15 protein-coding genes are annotated in these 14,873 nt (G+C 38.3%); 10 read left to right on the top strand and 5 right to left on the bottom strand.

Annotated elements, in window-relative coordinates:
• The first annotated feature begins 69 nt into the window (after nucleotides 1–69).
• The gene (locus AC0VYO_RS12115) at nucleotides 70–963 is read left to right on the top strand and encodes a hypothetical protein (protein WP_475367618.1); all 894 of its coding nucleotides are present in this window, start codon (nucleotides 70–72) and stop codon (nucleotides 961–963) included.
• 67 nt (nucleotides 964–1,030) lie between these two features.
• Entirely contained in the window at nucleotides 1,031–1,972 is a 942-nt protein-coding gene (locus AC0VYO_RS12110) for an NADP-dependent oxidoreductase (protein ID WP_475367617.1), read from the top strand.
• 165 nt (nucleotides 1,973–2,137) lie between these two features.
• On the opposite strand, the gene AC0VYO_RS12105 is transcribed toward AC0VYO_RS12110, so the two are convergent.
• Together AC0VYO_RS12105 and AC0VYO_RS12100 are read right to left on the bottom strand one after the other, a co-directional pair.
• Nucleotides 2,138–3,505 (bottom strand): YjiH family protein, encoded by a 1,368-nt coding sequence (locus AC0VYO_RS12105; RefSeq protein ID WP_475365285.1) that lies wholly within the window; start codon nucleotides 3,503–3,505, stop codon nucleotides 2,138–2,140.
• A 351-nt stretch (nucleotides 3,506–3,856) separates the two neighbouring features.
• Nucleotides 3,857–4,075: a hypothetical protein gene (locus AC0VYO_RS12100; RefSeq protein WP_475367616.1), complete on the bottom strand. Its 219-nt coding sequence runs from the start codon at nucleotides 4,073–4,075 to the stop codon at nucleotides 3,857–3,859.
• Between the two features lie 260 nt (nucleotides 4,076–4,335).
• Here AC0VYO_RS12100 and AC0VYO_RS12095 point away from each other — a divergent pair, with 260 nt between their 5' ends.
• Genes AC0VYO_RS12095 through AC0VYO_RS12085 form a run of 3 tightly spaced genes read left to right on the top strand, consistent with a single transcriptional unit; the run spans nucleotide 4,336 to nucleotide 6,294 of the window.
• Nucleotides 4,336–5,361: a GNAT family N-acetyltransferase gene (locus AC0VYO_RS12095; RefSeq protein WP_475367615.1), complete on the top strand. Its 1,026-nt coding sequence runs from the start codon at nucleotides 4,336–4,338 to the stop codon at nucleotides 5,359–5,361.
• A gap of 30 nt (nucleotides 5,362–5,391) precedes the next feature.
• Nucleotides 5,392–5,925 carry a hypothetical protein gene (locus AC0VYO_RS12090; protein ID WP_475367614.1) on the top strand — a complete coding sequence of 178 codons (534 nt, stop codon included), beginning with the start codon at nucleotides 5,392–5,394 and terminating at the stop codon, nucleotides 5,923–5,925.
• Nucleotides 5,926–5,982: 57 nt separating this feature from the next.
• On the top strand, nucleotides 5,983–6,294 hold the full coding sequence (locus AC0VYO_RS12085; protein WP_475367613.1) for a hypothetical protein: 312 nt from the start codon (nucleotides 5,983–5,985) through the stop codon (nucleotides 6,292–6,294).
• 42 nt (nucleotides 6,295–6,336) lie between these two features.
• Here AC0VYO_RS12085 and cspD read toward each other — a convergent pair whose 3' ends face one another.
• Nucleotides 6,337–6,537, bottom strand: coding sequence for a cold-shock protein CspD (gene cspD, locus AC0VYO_RS12080; RefSeq protein WP_048309367.1), 201 nt, complete (start codon nucleotides 6,535–6,537; stop codon nucleotides 6,337–6,339).
• Between the two features lie 224 nt (nucleotides 6,538–6,761).
• Complete coding sequence (locus AC0VYO_RS12075) at nucleotides 6,762–7,973, bottom strand: MFS transporter (RefSeq protein ID WP_475367612.1); 1,212 nt, start codon at nucleotides 7,971–7,973, stop codon at nucleotides 6,762–6,764.
• Nucleotides 7,974–8,210: 237 nt separating this feature from the next.
• On the opposite strand from AC0VYO_RS12075, the gene AC0VYO_RS12070 reads away from it, so the two are divergent.
• Together AC0VYO_RS12070 and AC0VYO_RS12065 are read left to right on the top strand one after the other, a co-directional pair.
• Nucleotides 8,211–8,639 (top strand): hypothetical protein, encoded by a 429-nt coding sequence (locus AC0VYO_RS12070; protein WP_475367611.1) that lies wholly within the window; start codon nucleotides 8,211–8,213, stop codon nucleotides 8,637–8,639.
• 73 nt (nucleotides 8,640–8,712) lie between these two features.
• Entirely contained in the window at nucleotides 8,713–9,126 is a 414-nt protein-coding gene (locus AC0VYO_RS12065; protein ID WP_194221780.1) for a CoA-binding protein, read from the top strand.
• A 20-nt stretch (nucleotides 9,127–9,146) separates the two neighbouring features.
• On the opposite strand, the gene AC0VYO_RS12060 is transcribed toward AC0VYO_RS12065, so the two are convergent.
• Nucleotides 9,147–9,794 (bottom strand): SIMPL domain-containing protein, encoded by a 648-nt coding sequence (locus tag AC0VYO_RS12060; RefSeq protein ID WP_475367610.1) that lies wholly within the window; start codon nucleotides 9,792–9,794, stop codon nucleotides 9,147–9,149.
• A gap of 126 nt (nucleotides 9,795–9,920) precedes the next feature.
• Between AC0VYO_RS12060 and AC0VYO_RS12055 the strand changes: the two genes are divergently transcribed.
• The 3 genes from AC0VYO_RS12055 (at nucleotide 9,921) to AC0VYO_RS12045 (ending at nucleotide 14,840) form a co-directional block, all read left to right on the top strand.
• The gene (locus AC0VYO_RS12055; protein ID WP_475369059.1) at nucleotides 9,921–11,144 is read left to right on the top strand and encodes an aminopeptidase; all 1,224 of its coding nucleotides are present in this window, start codon (nucleotides 9,921–9,923) and stop codon (nucleotides 11,142–11,144) included.
• Nucleotides 11,145–11,268: 124 nt separating this feature from the next.
• Nucleotides 11,269–12,549, top strand: a complete 1,281-nt coding sequence (locus AC0VYO_RS12050; protein ID WP_475367609.1) for a cytochrome P450 — start codon at nucleotides 11,269–11,271, stop codon at nucleotides 12,547–12,549.
• Between the two features lie 8 nt (nucleotides 12,550–12,557).
• Nucleotides 12,558–14,840: an ATP-dependent DNA helicase gene (locus AC0VYO_RS12045; protein ID WP_475367608.1), complete on the top strand. Its 2,283-nt coding sequence runs from the start codon at nucleotides 12,558–12,560 to the stop codon at nucleotides 14,838–14,840.
• The last annotated feature ends 33 nt before the right edge of the window (nucleotides 14,841–14,873 follow it).

Here is a 14,873-nt window from a genome sequence, read left to right as displayed (position 1 = left end):
AAAAGGAAATGACAACGTTGTCCAGAAATTAGCTATAAGTGACCGAAAAAGTAGAAAGGGTTGATTAATGTGAAGATATTATCACAAGAACGTTTTGAAGCAGCGTGTTCCTTTGTTCGTAATCATGCGAGGCCGGTTGATCGAGAGTATTTTGCTTTTTGGAAAGGAAATGGCGACAAAGAAAGTGTGCTGAAAGAACTGGAAGAATTCCGAAATAAAGATGGGGGATTTGGGAACAATCTTGAACCTGATTTTCGCCTGAAAGAGTCTTCTCCTATGGCAACCTCAGTTGCTTTTCAATACATGACTCAGCTTGACCTCGATTCTGATCACCCGTTTGTTAAGGATGGTCTTCACTATTTGAGAAGTACATATCAAGTTGAAAAGCAGAGTTGGCAAGCTGTACCTCATTCAGTGAATTCAGTGCCACACGCTCCGTGGTGGAAGGTAACGGAAGGAGATGTCGCTTATTCTGCCAATCCCGATGCAGAAATTGTAGGGTATTTTTTACACTATGGGAGTAATTATTCGATCACTTCAGAATCATTGGCTAAAGTGATGAATCACCTGGATAGCCTAAATGAATACGAAATTCATGAGGTACAGTGCTATCTTCGTTTAGCTCAGTTAGCTGGTGGTGAGATTAACAAAAAAATTCACGAGAAAATTAAGCAGAAATTGCCATATATCATAGATCGTCCTGAAAAATGGGATCATTATGGTGTACAACCCGTTGTTCTTGTTGAGTCTGATCAATCTCCTTTTGCTAAAGAGCTCAATCAAGAGCTTCAAGTGAATTTGGATTATTTAATTCAAAAACAACTTTCTAATGGCAGTTGGGAACCAAGTTGGTCATGGGGACAATACGAAGACAGTTGGGAAGGCGCAAAAAAAGAATGGCAGGGATTTTTAACAGTTCAGAACTTAATAACACTGTCAAAATTCGGTCGTATTGAAAGTTAGTCTGTTTAGAATGAGGGATATAACGGGAACATAGTAGAGAATCAATGATTGAGAGGAGTTTTCTACTATGAAAGCAGTTGTTATTGAACAGTATGGAGGAAAAGATCAGTTAGTTGAAAAAGAGGTAGCCTCACCTTCTCCAGGAGAAAACCAGGTTGTTGTTGAGAGTTATGCAACGTCGATCAATCCAATTGATTGGAAATTGAGGGAAGGCTACTTGAAAGAAATGCTACCTTTTAAATTTCCAATTATCCTTGGTTGGGATATTGCAGGTGTCATAAAAGAAGTAGGCTCAGCCGTAGAAGGTTTCAAAGAAGGAGATCGAGTATTTGCAAGGCCAGCAACAACTGCAAATGGTACATATGCAGAAGAAGTCGTGGTAGATGATCATTTGCTTGCCTTCATTCCAGATAATATTTCTTATGAAGAAGCAGCATCGGTTCCGCTTGTAGGTTTAACCGCATGGCAGTGCTTAATTGATTTCGCTGATCTTCAAAAAGATGAAAAGGTGTTAATTCATGCTGGGTCCGGTGGTGTCGGTAGTTTTGCCATCCAGCTTGCAAAACACAAAGGGGCATATGTTGCGACAACAGCGAGTGGCAAAAACGAAGCCTATCTAAAGTCACTTGGAGCAGATCGAGTTATTAATTATCGTGAAGAGGACTTTTCAGAAGAATTAGAAGAATATGATGTAGTTCTTGATACGATGGGTGGCGAAATCCAAGAAAAAAGCTTTACAGTTCTCCGTGGCGGAGGTCGATTGGTTTCGATTGTAGGAGAGCCTGATAAAGAGAAAGCCAAGGAAAAAGGCATTCGCTCAGGAAATGTATGGCTTGAACCAAATGGAGAACAGTTAAATGAAATTTCTTCATTGATGGAAAATGGTCATATTAAAGCGACGATCGGTCACCGTTTCCCATTTAGTCAAGAAGGCATTCAGGAAGCACACGAACTAAGTGAATCACATCATGCTAAAGGGAAAATTGTTATTTTGTTTGATAAAGAATAAGGGAACAGCGGCTAATATGCCGCTGTTTTTTTACGCAAACAAAAAATTTCATATACCGTATTTATAATAAAAAATATATAGATGGTTTATAAAAGTATCAATTATATAAATAATAGCAAGAAACAAAATAAAAAATCCGGAACTATTTGTCCCGGATTTACTAATTTAAAAAATAATATGTGCCATGACTACAATAATAGGTAAAGAAATAATCGTACGTTCAATGAAAATAATAAATAGGTCAATAAAACGTACAGGAACTTTTGATCCTAAGAGCAAGCCACCAACTTCAGACATATAAATTAACTGAGTAACAGACAGACTCGCGATAACAAATCGAGTAAGATCGCTTTCGATATCTGCACCAATTATGGCTGGTAAGAACATATCTGCAAAACCTATTACCATAGTTTGAGCTGCTTCAGCGGCTTCAGGAACTTGCATTAAATTTAGAATAGGAACGAACGGAGCACCAAGGTAACTGAATAGTGGTGTTGTTTCAGCAATAATTAAAGCAATGGTCCCGATCGCCATAACAATTGGAATAACGCCCATCCACATGTCGAGTACATTTTGAAATCCGCCTTTGATAACGTTCGAGGCACGATTATCTACCGCTGTTCTTGTTGCTTGGATTACTCCCCACTGAAAACGAGATTTGCCTTCAGGTATCGTATCATCAGGCGCATCTGCTTCTGTTTCGTAAGTAGTATCGGGTTTCCTCGAGAGGGGGGGGATTCTCGGCATAATAACAGCTGCCACAACTCCAGCTAACACAATCGTTAAATAATATTGTAAGAAGTATTCCTCAAGTTTCATTTGTTGAAGTACAACAATACTGAAAGTGATGGATACTACCGAGAATGTTGTGCCAATGACGGCTGCTTCTCGTTTCGTATAATAACCATCTTCATATTGTTTACTCGTTAGAAGAACACCGATTGTACCATCGCCCATCCAGGAAGCAAGACAGTCAATTGAAGAACGACCTGGTAGAGTGAAAATCGGACGCATGATTTTCGTAAGAAGGGTCCCGCAAAATTCCAACAAACCGAAGTTTAGTAGAAGAGGTAAGAAAAGCCCCGCAAATAAAAATACAGAAAAAAGAATAGGAATAAGATCATTTAGTAATAATCCTCCAGTCGCGTCTGACCAAACCCATTCTGGACCAATTTTAAATAGTGTTAATATCGCGAAAATCATACCCAGAATACGAGCAAGCAACCAAATACCTGATACTTGTAATAGACTTGTCAGGAATGAACTCTTCGTAATCCAATCAGGTTTAGCTACTACTGCTAGGAAACTAAGTACTGCTGTAATTGTAATAACAATGGTCATAATTGCGGGAAGAGAGAAAGGGATAGCTGTCCCAAATAGGCCCTGGAGCCAACCAGCTAGTTTTGCTATTGGAATCGTAACACCTTCATCATTTGGTATGGGAATCATGAATAAGAAAATACCAATGAGAGATGGGATAATAAATTTTAATAATCCTTCTGAAGTTACTTTTCTTTGATGAGTACTGTTCACGTAGTGTCACCTCTGTCGTTTTGCAACGGATTTTCTATCAACTAAAACGTATTTTTATAAAAACATAGTTATGAATATAACATATCAACCCCTTTTATGTAACATGAAAATACAAACTCTTGAATAGAAAAAGTGTTCAGAAAAGAGCGACCAATTGCATTATATCTTGAAAACGCTCACAATAAAAGGGTGAAACAGATATATAACGCTTCTTTCAAATTAATCAACCTTAAACTTGAGAAATGAACGATCATATCTAACTATTCCAAAATAAAAAGACAGGGATCAGCTGATCCTTGTCTTTGACAAATTTATCTATTAATTTATTTGCTTTATATAGTCAATGAACGTTTATACGTATCTTGGAGGAGTGTCAAATTCATAATGTTCTTCAAAAGTTGAGCCAAAGAAACAGGATGCACATTTGCTATAGCCTTTTTGTCTAAGAAAAACGAGAAGTTCTTCTTCATGGTTGGCTTCAGAACGATCTTTGATCGGCGTCTCGGGTAAATGACATTCATCACCAGCGTAGGCTGTCCTATGGACAATTTGTTTTTGGTGGTCAATCATGTATTTTCCCATATATGTTTATCAAGTCCCATCTCTAATAAGTTCCTCTAAGTGTAACACACTCATCTTTGTATTGATACAACCTAAACTTACTAGTATACCCTAAAACGAGGAGAAGTATTACTGTTTATGCGTATTTTTTTTAATTTTTTTTGAATGATCAACAATCAGGCATTCACTCTAATGCGAAAAGTACCGATAGTAGTAGGGTTAGGAGTTTACATAAGTTATAAAATGAAGCGTGTGGTGGAGGTTAAAAAATGAATTTCATTATCCAACATGATGAGTTAAGTATTCGTTATCTTCAAGAAGGGGATGAGCTCTTTCTATTAAAATGGTTAACAGATCAACAAGTTCTTGCTTATTACGAAGGAAGAGACCGGCCATATACAAGAGAAAAAGTTTTGGAAGATTATTTTATAGAAGACGATGAAGTAAGGTGCCTTGTGTTGTTTCATGATATTCCGATCGGATACATACAGTTTTATTTGTTAGCAGAGGTAGAGGGGATCAAGCTCCCTGATCAGTCATATGGCATGGACCAGTTTATCGGGGAAACCTCATATTGGAATAAAAATATTGGGAAAAAGCTCATTCGATCAGTTGTGTATTATATTGAAAGAACTTTAAAAGGTTCTCTTATAGTCATGGATCCACAGCACTGGAATAAGAGGGCGATACGATGTTATCAGCAGGTAGGTTTTGCGAATTTAGGTATCCTTCCTAAACATGAATTGCATGAAGGTTCTTGGAACGACTGCACCCTAATGGCTTATGATTTTGCTGGATACCGTATTGTGCCCATTAATTATTGTAATAGAAAGACGTTGTCCCCATTATTTGTTCAATTGTGGGGCAGCACAGAAATGGTGATCTCTACCGGAACGTATAATTTACATGAATTAGATGGATTCTTAGCTTATGATTCAGCTGGAGAGATAATAGGTGTTGCGACCTATCGATTGTATGAAGATCATGTTGAAATTATTTCTCTTGATAGTTTGATCGAAAAGGAAGGGATTGGCGGTCGATTATTGATGAGAATAGAGCTTGTGGCAGTCGAGAATGAATGTTCAGAAATAAAGGTAATCACAACCAACGATAACCTTAGCGCTCTTAAATTTTATCAGCGAAAGCGATACAGAATGAAAGATGTTGCTAGGGGAGCGGTTGATTTAGTTCGTCAAGTAAAGCCCGAGATTCCATTAACCGGTCATCAAAACATACCTATTCATGACGAAATACTCCTTAGTAAAAAGCTCTCTTCTAATAAGCAACGTAATTGATAAGACTTTGATTGAAAGGGCGGGTGAGAATTGGAAATAAAACAAGTGAAAAATAACCGATTATCAGAAGAAGTTCTTGAAGAATGGGACGCTAAATTTGTACCTAATTATGATCTCTTATTCTTTGAAAATAAACCGAAGAAATTCACAGCTGTTTCTAGAGAAGATGGATACTCCCAATTAAGTCTTGATGAGCGAACGTCTTTCTTAACATGGAATGTTCATCCTAAATGCAAGTGGATTGCAAAGGTATCGAATGGATCATTTTTATCACTTCATAAAGCCGTGCAATTAGAACTTCTTCTCGACCAAGTAGAAAATGGACGTGGTTTTCATTTTAGATTTCGGGAGCTCTTAGAGATTAATCCTGAACCAAGTGCTTTAGCCATTTTGGAGGAAATTTCACTAAACTATGAAGGAGAAGAAATCGTAGTGTTTCAAGGTTGGAGTTGGAACCTGCTACCTATTTCCTTTAGGTTTAAGCTACTAGAAAGCATCTCAAAAAGTTTTATTTCATCTGCATCTGTTTCGATACAAACAAACGAAGAAGTAACAACAAATTGAGCCTTGATTAATACCTTTATGGGATGCAACGGACCGAATTGTTTTGCTTTTACATTGATGAATCTTGAAAAGGAAGCTGTTCGAAGAAAACACTTAGCACAATCGTGGGTAGTGGGCGATGAGTTTCTTTCCTCTTTAGAATCGTATGGATATAAAAAAGTGAGCAGTCGAAATACCGTGAATTCTGAGGATGTATTTGTGTGGTTCAATAATGACACGCCTGTTCATGGCTGTTATGCGATTAATGAGAGGGTTTTGTTAAATAAAAATGGTCAAACGATGTTCCATCCTTATCAATGTCAGTCTGTGCATCATGTATTGGATGATTGGTCTAATAAAGGATTAAAGCTAATCATTTATAGAAAATAAACAAGCCCCGGACGAAAGATCGTCTGGGGCTTGTAAAGCGATTTATGCTTTTGTTACGTTAGCTGCTTGTGGTCCGCGGTTACCTTCTACGATTTCGAAGTTAACTTCTTGGCCTTCGTCAAGTGTTTTGAAACCTTCACCATTGATTGCAGAGAAGTGTACGAATACGTCGTCTCCACCTTCAACTTCGATGAAACCGAAACCTTTTTCAGCGTTGAACCATTTTACTTTACCGTTTTGCATAAAAAATTGCCTCCTAATGTACCTCATCGTACATAATTTAAAATTCACCATTTACCATTGTAATACGTTTACATTAAAAAACTGCAGCTTTTTAAGAGGATTTAACTTTGTTACCCTCTTTCGAAGCTACAGCTAATTTAAATCCTAAATATATTAATAGTAAAATGGTTTAAATATATAATAGCACCGCCTCTTATAAATTGCAAATCATTCTGGAAATTTATTTACCGATTCATTAGACTGGATCCCAGTTTTGCTCGCCTTTCGTTGATTTGAATTGGAAGAGTTGATCCTATCAGTGCGACAATAGCAGATCCGATGAGAATACCCTGAATGCCGCTCGTTGCAAACAAAGTTAATAAGGTAAAGACAACTAAATCAAATACAGAATCTAATATGGATAGCAAAGAGATCGTAGTTGCTCTTATGTGAGAAGGGATGAGGTCATTGCTCAACTTGGAATAAATCGGATATCTAATGGCGCCTACCCATCTTAGAAACAAGACTACAAACAAAATAACCCAGAGCTGATTTTGAAAAATTGCAGCGACGACTAGCCCGCATGCTGAAAGAAAACCAGAAAAGTACATAAGCACCTTATAAGAGAAATTCCTATGAAGCATATTGATACTTCTAGATGAAAAGAATGCAAGTAATGCACCAACAGCATAAATAGGCCCAATGATGTAGACAGGCAGACCAGCATTAATCAACAATGGCTGATCAAATTTTTGAAACACCGCAACGGTAGGAATAAAGACGAGCGTGAGGTTGAGGAACAGGAATAACAGTTGAGGTGCTTTCTTAATCACCTGAATCCCTTCAATTACATTTTGTAAAGATGTCCCTTTAACTTCTACTTTGCCTGATGGTTCACGGATGAATAACAAGAGAATGAATTCAATAATATAAGAAATGAGGCTGAAGAGAATAAGTAGCTGAAATTGTTCGCTCTGTAAATCTTTAGCAAGAAATGATCCAACTAGAACAGCAATCATCATAGCTATAAATCCCGCTGATTTAATTTTCCCCATGACTTCATCCATTTTGTGATGGTTTTTATCTTTCTTTAATGACTCATAAATTAATGCTTCGTCTGCACCAGAAAAAAAGGTGACCGATAATCCATTTAAGATGCTAAACAGCATAAACATTGTTAAGCTATCTGCCATTAAAAGAATACCTATACTGCTTATCTTGATGATGGCTCCTATTAGAAATGCATTTCTAGCTCCATATGCATCCGCGAAAACTCCAGTTGGGATTTCACCGATGAAGACAGCGCCGCTCCAGCACATCAAGATGATGAGGATATCAGCTTCGTTTAAGCCGTTTTTTACATAAAAAAGTGTAAGAACCGGTTGCAAAAAACTGATGGTACCAAAAAAGTTCACCCAGAATAAAAGGGTAAGATTTCGTGTTGAATGAGATGACATGTTCCTCCAACTTTCAATATAAGTTCCGACAATAGAAAGATAGGAGGGGTACAGTTAGATTTTCGTTATACGTCCCTCCCGTTTGATGAGATTAATCGTAGGATTTTTGACATATTGAAATCTCCCTTCAGTTAATTAAGAAAATTATAACAAATAGATAAAACAGAAGCGAGACTATTAATAAACAAAATATGTAAATCTAGAGCAGGTTAAAAGAAATAGACCAATTACGCAAAAATGACGAAAGAAGAATTGATCGCAGAACTTCAACCAGAGTTGCCGGAACTATTCCGTAGATGGGAGGATGATATTCAAACTGGTTTGTTCGATTATAATACATGTCCTGATTTGTATCGTGCTGTCGGAAGCGAGATTCGCAACATGGTTTCTAGTGCCAATCAATTAGAGAAATCGAATTTCCCAAATCTTCCTCTTACTGTCATTGGAAGAGATGGAGAACATGATTCCAAACAGCAGATAAAAGCAGGGACTCCTGCAAATGAAGCTGTCACTTTGGAGCAAATTTGGAAGGAACTGAATTTCGAACAAGCGAAACTCGCTACTGGTTTACGATACATAAAGGCAAAAGGATCGGGGCATAATATTCCTTATGACTGCCCTGAGCTTGTAATAATGGAGATGAGACGGCTCTCACAAGAGCTTTGAGCGAAATAGTTTTTCTATGCTCATACATCTTCTATAATAGAGATATACCATAAATTGCAAAGGGGAGAACTACATGGCAATTGAAAACCCGACTCGAGAAGAAATCGGCAAGATTCTAAAAACAAATAAGCGAATTGCCGTCGTTGGTTTATCAAATAATCCAGGACGTACTTCATTTATGATCTCGCAGGCTATGATGGATGCAGGTTATGAAATCATCCCGGTTAATCCGACAATTGATGAAGCGCTCGGCATAAAAGCGGTAGATTCATTGAAAGATATTAAAGGTCACGTAGACATCGTGAATGTATTTAGAAGAAGCGAATTTCTTCCTGATATTATGAAAGAAACCGTAGAAATTGGTGCGGACGTTTTCTGGGCACAGCTTGGCGTAATGAATGAAGAAGCTTATGAATATGGGAAAAAGCATAATATGAAAATGATTATGGATCGCTGCATTAAAGTTGAACATGCTATGACGAAATAGGGCGTTGGTACGCCCTTTTTTTATGAGGTAAGAAGAAAAATTAATGTCACCTGCGCACCAATTGTTAACTGCCCAGGTTGTATTTGCGTACTTTGCATTTCGCTAAACATGCGAGGTGATGGCGCTGCAGAACCGGTTTCAATGATTCGGTGTGGTGTATGTGGTAGAGAGATGTGGAGAGACTGAGCGATTGTTTGAGCTTTTTGATTGGCTTTTTCCATAGCGGCACTTAACGCTTTTTGATAGTAAATATCTGGGTCTTTTATTTCGAAACGAATATCTGAGACGACATTAGCGCCAGAATCTACCGCAACGTCAATGACTGCTCCTGCTTTCTTCACTGGCTCAACTGTAACTGTCAGTAAGTGTGTAACTTTGTATCCGAGAAAGATTTTAGTGTTGTCTTCATACCGGACGTTTTCTTCGATCCTGTAATCAGACGTTTGAATGCTTTCTGTCGGTATTCCGATTGATCGCAAAGACGATACAATCGCAGCGATTAATTCTGCGTTTTCTTCTTGAGCTTCCGTAACCTGCTTAGAAGTTGTGGTAGCACCTGTAATGATAGTGGCGATATTAGGAGTAGCACTCACTTCACCCGTTCCAAATACTGTTATTGTATTGTCGCATTGACACTCACTATTTATACTTACATTCGATTTTGTCATTTTTCACACTTCTTTCTATTATTCTAAACAAATCATTGCGATTAAGAGGACAGAAAGCTTCTCTTTTGTTAAAATTTTAGTAGTCGTTTCGATACTAAGGAGGAATGCATGTTGCCAGAAAAAATCATGTTAGAAAAGTATGCAGAACTTGCTCTTAAACGTGGAGTTAATTTACAAAATGATCAAATGCTAGTTGTAAACGCTTCTATTGAAGGAGCTGATTTCGCACGAATCGTCGTAAAAAAAGCCTACGAAATAGGCGCTAAGACTGTACATATCAATTGGAGCGATGATGATCTTGACCGTTTATGGTATGAAAACGCAGCCCAGGATGTGCTTGAAAACGTACCAGAATGGCGTGTGAAAATGTTTGATCATTTCGCAAGTGAAGGGGCAGCGATACTATCAATCCGCTCTACAAACCCTGATCTACTAAAAGGAATTGAATCTTCTCGTATCTCAGCCTCGAATAAAGCGAGCGGAGAAGCGATGAAGAACTTCCGTAAATATACGATGAATGACAAAATTACGTGGTCAATTGTAGCTATTCCAAATGATGAATGGGCGAAAAAAATCTTCCTTGATTCATCAGAGGAACAAGCTGTTGAAAAGCTCTGGGAGCAAATCTTTAAAATTACTCGTGTTGATCAAGAAAATCCAGTAGCAGCCTGGAATGAACATAATGCCACTCTTGCAAAAGCAAGAAAAGTATTGAATGACAGACATTATAAAAAGCTCCTCTATAAGGCTCTAGGGACGGATCTTGAAATTGAATTGCCTGAAGGGCATATTTGGAAAGGTGGTTCATCTATTTCTGAGCAGGGCATCGAATTTAATGCCAACATGCCAACAGAAGAAGTGTTTACATTACCGCACAAATATGGCGTGAATGGTACCGTTTCAAGTACAAAGCCACTAAGCTATGGTGGTAACTTAATCAATGATTTCTCACTTACTTTTAAAGAAGGTAAAGTGGTAGAATTCTCTGCAAAAGAAGGATATGAAACCCTTGAGAATTTATTGAACATGGATGAAGGCTCTCGTCGACTCGGTGAAGTCGCCATTGTGCCACATCAATCTCCTATCTCTCAATCAGGACTTATTTTCTTTAATACCCTGTATGATGAGAATGCTTCCTGCCATCTTGCTCTGGGTAAAGCTTATCCAAGCAGCGTAAAAGGTGGAGCTAACATGGACGATGAAGCATTAGATCAAAATGGGGTAAATAACAGCGTAACTCATGTTGATTTTATGATGGGTTCTGGAGAACTGGATATTGATGGTGTGAAGGAAGATGGATCCACAGAAGCGATTTTCCGTGATGGAAATTGGGCAATTGATGTGAACTAACGAAAAAAACGCTCTATCTGGTTTAATCAGATAGAGCGTTTTTTATCTAGTTTAACCTGTTGAAAATTGAAAGTCTTATGAAGATCTTTCTATAATAAAGAAAAACAGTGAGTGGTGATATATGATGGGAACTGTTGAGAAGCTATCTGGCATTCGTTTGAAAAATTACCTTGATTTTCGTAAAGCTCCATTAGATTTCTTATTGAAGACGAGGGAAGTAGCTGATTTTGTAGAATTAGGAGCTTCCTCTTTTGTTGTTCATCAACCAGAGGCGATTAAGCAAATACTAGTTACAAACGCAGCATCTTTTCATAAAGGAAACTCCGCTTCATTACTCAGTCAAACGATCGGAAGAGGCTTGCTTACTTCTGAAGGGCAAACTCATGAACGCCAACGAAGATTGATTATGCCTGCTTTTCATAAAGAGAAAATGGCGCAATATGTAGAAATTATTCTAGGTGAAACAAATCAGTTTATCAAAGAATGGAATGACGGAGATGTTATCTGTATTAGCTCCGAGATGATGAAGTTAACATTACGAATTATTACGAAAACAATGTTTGGACAAGATGTCTCAAAACCAGAAAGTGCTAAGCTAGTTAAAGCAGTAACCCATATTATTGAAAAATCAGCCGGGGATTTATTCTTACCTTTTCCTATTCCATCGTTTATTCCTTCAGAACGTAATAGACGCTACCAAGCTGGGAAAGAGCGATTAAACGAATTGGCTGATCAACTTATTGCCCAGACTCCAAAAGGTGATCATTTATTAGCTCTCCTTCAAGAAACCACGTATTCAGATGGCTCGCAGATTTCAAGAGAAGAAATAAGAAGTCAGATTTTGACGATGTTAATCGCGGGACATGAAACAACAGCCAATGTCATGTCATGGATGTGGTATGAACTCTCTGTACATTCCGAATTAGAAAAACAATTAGTGACTGAATGGCGCTCTATAAACGATCACGACCTTAAGAATCGACCATTAACAGACCAGTTTTTTAAAGAAACTTTAAGACTTTATCCTGCAGCATGGGTATTATTAAGAGAAGCGTTAGAACCTGTTGAGATAATGGGCCATCCGTTCAAATCTGGATCGTCGTTTTTAATCAGTCCTTATATCATGCATCGTAATCCTGCTTTTTTTGAAAACCCCGAGCAGTTCTCTATTGATCGAATGAAAAGAAAACAAGTTCCGTTCACATACATCCCGTTTGGCGGCGGTCCGAGAAGCTGTATTGGTAGTCAGTTTGCAACATATGAGGCTCAACTCATTTTCGCTACAATTGGAGAAAGGTTTCACCTTCAACAGGCTTCGAGCGATCAACGAGTGGAAGCCGAGCCGCTTGTTTCTTTACGAATTAAGAATGGGCTATTAATGAATGTGCATAAACGAAAATATTAGGTGATAAGATGAATGAAATGATTAATGTGTCCGTTCGACCTCTTGTCGAGTATGCGTTTCGAAGGGGAAGTATCGATGCTCGTTTCCGTACAGCCACAACGATGACGGAAGGAACTCGATTGCACCAGATGATTCAGAAGACTTATGGAGAACATGACAAAAAAGAAGTACCGTTTGAAACAAATTTGATTTATGAAGAGATGACTTTTCATATTGAAGGTCGATGTGATGGCTTACTTAAAAACGATGAACAATTTATTATCGATGAGATTAAATCCACGTCACTCCCGCTTACTGAAGTGGATGAAGGGACACACCCAGTTTATTGGGCGCAAGCGAAATGTTATGGATACATGGCTGTTGAGGAATACAACTTAGAGAAAATCACGATTCAGTTAACATATATCCAGTCAGAAACAAATGAGATTATACGATATCAACAGGAAACAACTGCCTCTGAGTTAAATGAGTTTATGAAATGGGTTGTCGAACAGTATGCTCCATTTGCCAGGTGGAAGCAAAAGCATCTAACCATGCGTGATGAGAGCAGCAAAGCACTCACTTTTCCTTTTGATTCCTATCGAGAAGGTCAGCGGAAGTTAGCAGCAAGCGTCTATAAAACAGTTCAAGATGAAGAGACGTTGTTCGCTACGGCGCCCACAGGAATAGGAAAAACGATTAGTACGCTATTTCCAGTTGTTAAAGCAATGGGAGAAGGCTATGGTAATAAAATTTTCTATCTTACAGCCAAAACGATAACGAGAGAAACCGCTCAAGAAGCTTTTGAATTAATGGAAACGAAAGGACTACATGCTTCATCAGTGACCATTACCGCAAGAGATAAAATTTGCTTCAAGGAAAAAACCATTTGCGAGAAAGAGTATTGTGAATATGCCAATGGCTATTACGATCGAATTAATGATGGAATGCTTGATATTTTGCATCATGAGACGCGTATCACTCGAGAGGTTATTGAAAAATATGCTCATAAGCACCGACTATGCCCGTTTGAGCTATCTCTAGATTTGTCCTACATGGCTGATGCGGTTATATGCGATTACAATTACTTATTTGATCCTCGCGTTTCTTTAAAGCGACTTATTGAGGAGCAAAAGAAACAAACGACGGTTCTTATAGATGAGGCGCATAATCTCGTTGATCGGGCGAGAGAAATGTATTCTGCCGAATTAATGAAGTCACCCTTTCTTGAGTTGAAGCGGAATTACAAAAGACAAAATAGCGAAGTATCGAGCGCAGCAGCATCGATAAATAACACGTTTATTACGTACAGAAAATCGACGCAGAATGGTTCGCTAGTTCTATCCGAAATTGATGAAGAGCTTATTGTTCAGCTTGATACGTTTGTGCAAGTGAGTGAAGTCGAGTTGCTTCAGGAAGGAAGCGATGAGCTTCTACTTGAAACGTATTTTTTAGCACAGAACTTTATTCGGATTGCCAAACTTTATGATCAGCGATATATGACGTATGTAGAGGCAGGAAAGTCCGAGGTGAAAATCAAGCTCTTTTGTTTCGATCCTTCACATCTCCTTCAAAAGATGCGGAAAGGGTTTCGATCGAATGTTTTTTTCTCAGCTACTTTTACACCTTTCTCATATTATCAAAACATGCTAGGTTGGAAAGAAGAAGATTACGCTGTGAAAATACCTTCTCCTTTTCCACGTGAACATGCGAATATTTATATTGCTCCACTTTCGACGAAGTACCGCGATCGTGAGCGCACGCTACCAAGACTGGTTACACTTCTTCAAAAAGTGCTTCATGAAAAACCCGGTAATTACTTGTTCTTTTTCCCATCATATGGCTATATGGAACAAGTTTTTGAGGCGTTCACTTCTCCAGACGAAGTGGAAACGATCATTCAACAAAGCGGGATGACGGAAGAAGAAAGAGAGTCGTTTTTAAAAAAATTCACATCTAATCGAAAGGGTAGCTTAGTTGGGTTTGCTGTTGTAGGTGGCATCTTCTCAGAAGGGATAGACTTAAAAGGGAATCGTCTTACAGGAGTAGTGGTCGTTGGAGTAGGGCTCCCTAATTTTGATACCGAGCGGCAGCTAATGAAATCTTACTTTGATCAAGCTGGAAGAAATGGTTTTGAGTATACTTACGTTTATCCAGGCATGAACCGTGTTCAACAAGCAGGCGGTCGACTCATTCGAACAGAAACCGATCGAGGTCTTTTATTACTAATTGATAGTCGTTATTTAGAAAAACGCTACCAGCAATTAATACCGTATGAGTGGCAACACTTTGAACTAATTCAGGTACCATAGGTCTTTACTAGGGTTTTGGATTGCTATCTTACC

The organism is Anaerobacillus sp. 63XJN7_4_ISO-PGPR-S23-413 (assembly GCF_056173725.1).
Note: the sequence above shows the minus strand (reverse complement) of the source record. Positions and strands in the feature narration are given on the sequence as shown.

What these genes read in the sequence shown, in the direction of transcription:
- cspD (WP_048309367.1), bottom strand. Translation starts at nt 6,537, where the DNA reads ATGCAAAACGGTAAAGTAAAATGGTTCAACGCTGAAAAAGGTTTCGGT.
- AC0VYO_RS12070 (WP_475367611.1), top strand. Translation starts at nt 8,211, where the DNA reads ATGACGAAAGAAGAATTGATCGCAGAACTTCAACCAGAGTTGCCGGAA.
- AC0VYO_RS12065 (WP_194221780.1), top strand. Translation starts at nt 8,713, where the DNA reads ATGGCAATTGAAAACCCGACTCGAGAAGAAATCGGCAAGATTCTAAAA.
- AC0VYO_RS12050 (WP_475367609.1), top strand. Translation starts at nt 11,269, where the DNA reads ATGGGAACTGTTGAGAAGCTATCTGGCATTCGTTTGAAAAATTACCTT.
- AC0VYO_RS12060 (WP_475367610.1), bottom strand. Translation starts at nt 9,794, where the DNA reads ATGACAAAATCGAATGTAAGTATAAATAGTGAGTGTCAATGCGACAAT.
- AC0VYO_RS12045 (WP_475367608.1), top strand. Translation starts at nt 12,558, where the DNA reads ATGAATGAAATGATTAATGTGTCCGTTCGACCTCTTGTCGAGTATGCG.
- AC0VYO_RS12055 (WP_475369059.1), top strand. Translation starts at nt 9,921, where the DNA reads ATGTTAGAAAAGTATGCAGAACTTGCTCTTAAACGTGGAGTTAATTTA.
- AC0VYO_RS12110 (WP_475367617.1), top strand. Translation starts at nt 1,031, where the DNA reads ATGAAAGCAGTTGTTATTGAACAGTATGGAGGAAAAGATCAGTTAGTT.
- AC0VYO_RS12085 (WP_475367613.1), top strand. Translation starts at nt 5,983, where the DNA reads ATGAATCTTGAAAAGGAAGCTGTTCGAAGAAAACACTTAGCACAATCG.
- AC0VYO_RS12100 (WP_475367616.1), bottom strand. Translation starts at nt 4,075, where the DNA reads ATGATTGACCACCAAAAACAAATTGTCCATAGGACAGCCTACGCTGGT.
- AC0VYO_RS12075 (WP_475367612.1), bottom strand. Translation starts at nt 7,973, where the DNA reads ATGTCATCTCATTCAACACGAAATCTTACCCTTTTATTCTGGGTGAAC.
- AC0VYO_RS12095 (WP_475367615.1), top strand. Translation starts at nt 4,336, where the DNA reads ATGAATTTCATTATCCAACATGATGAGTTAAGTATTCGTTATCTTCAA.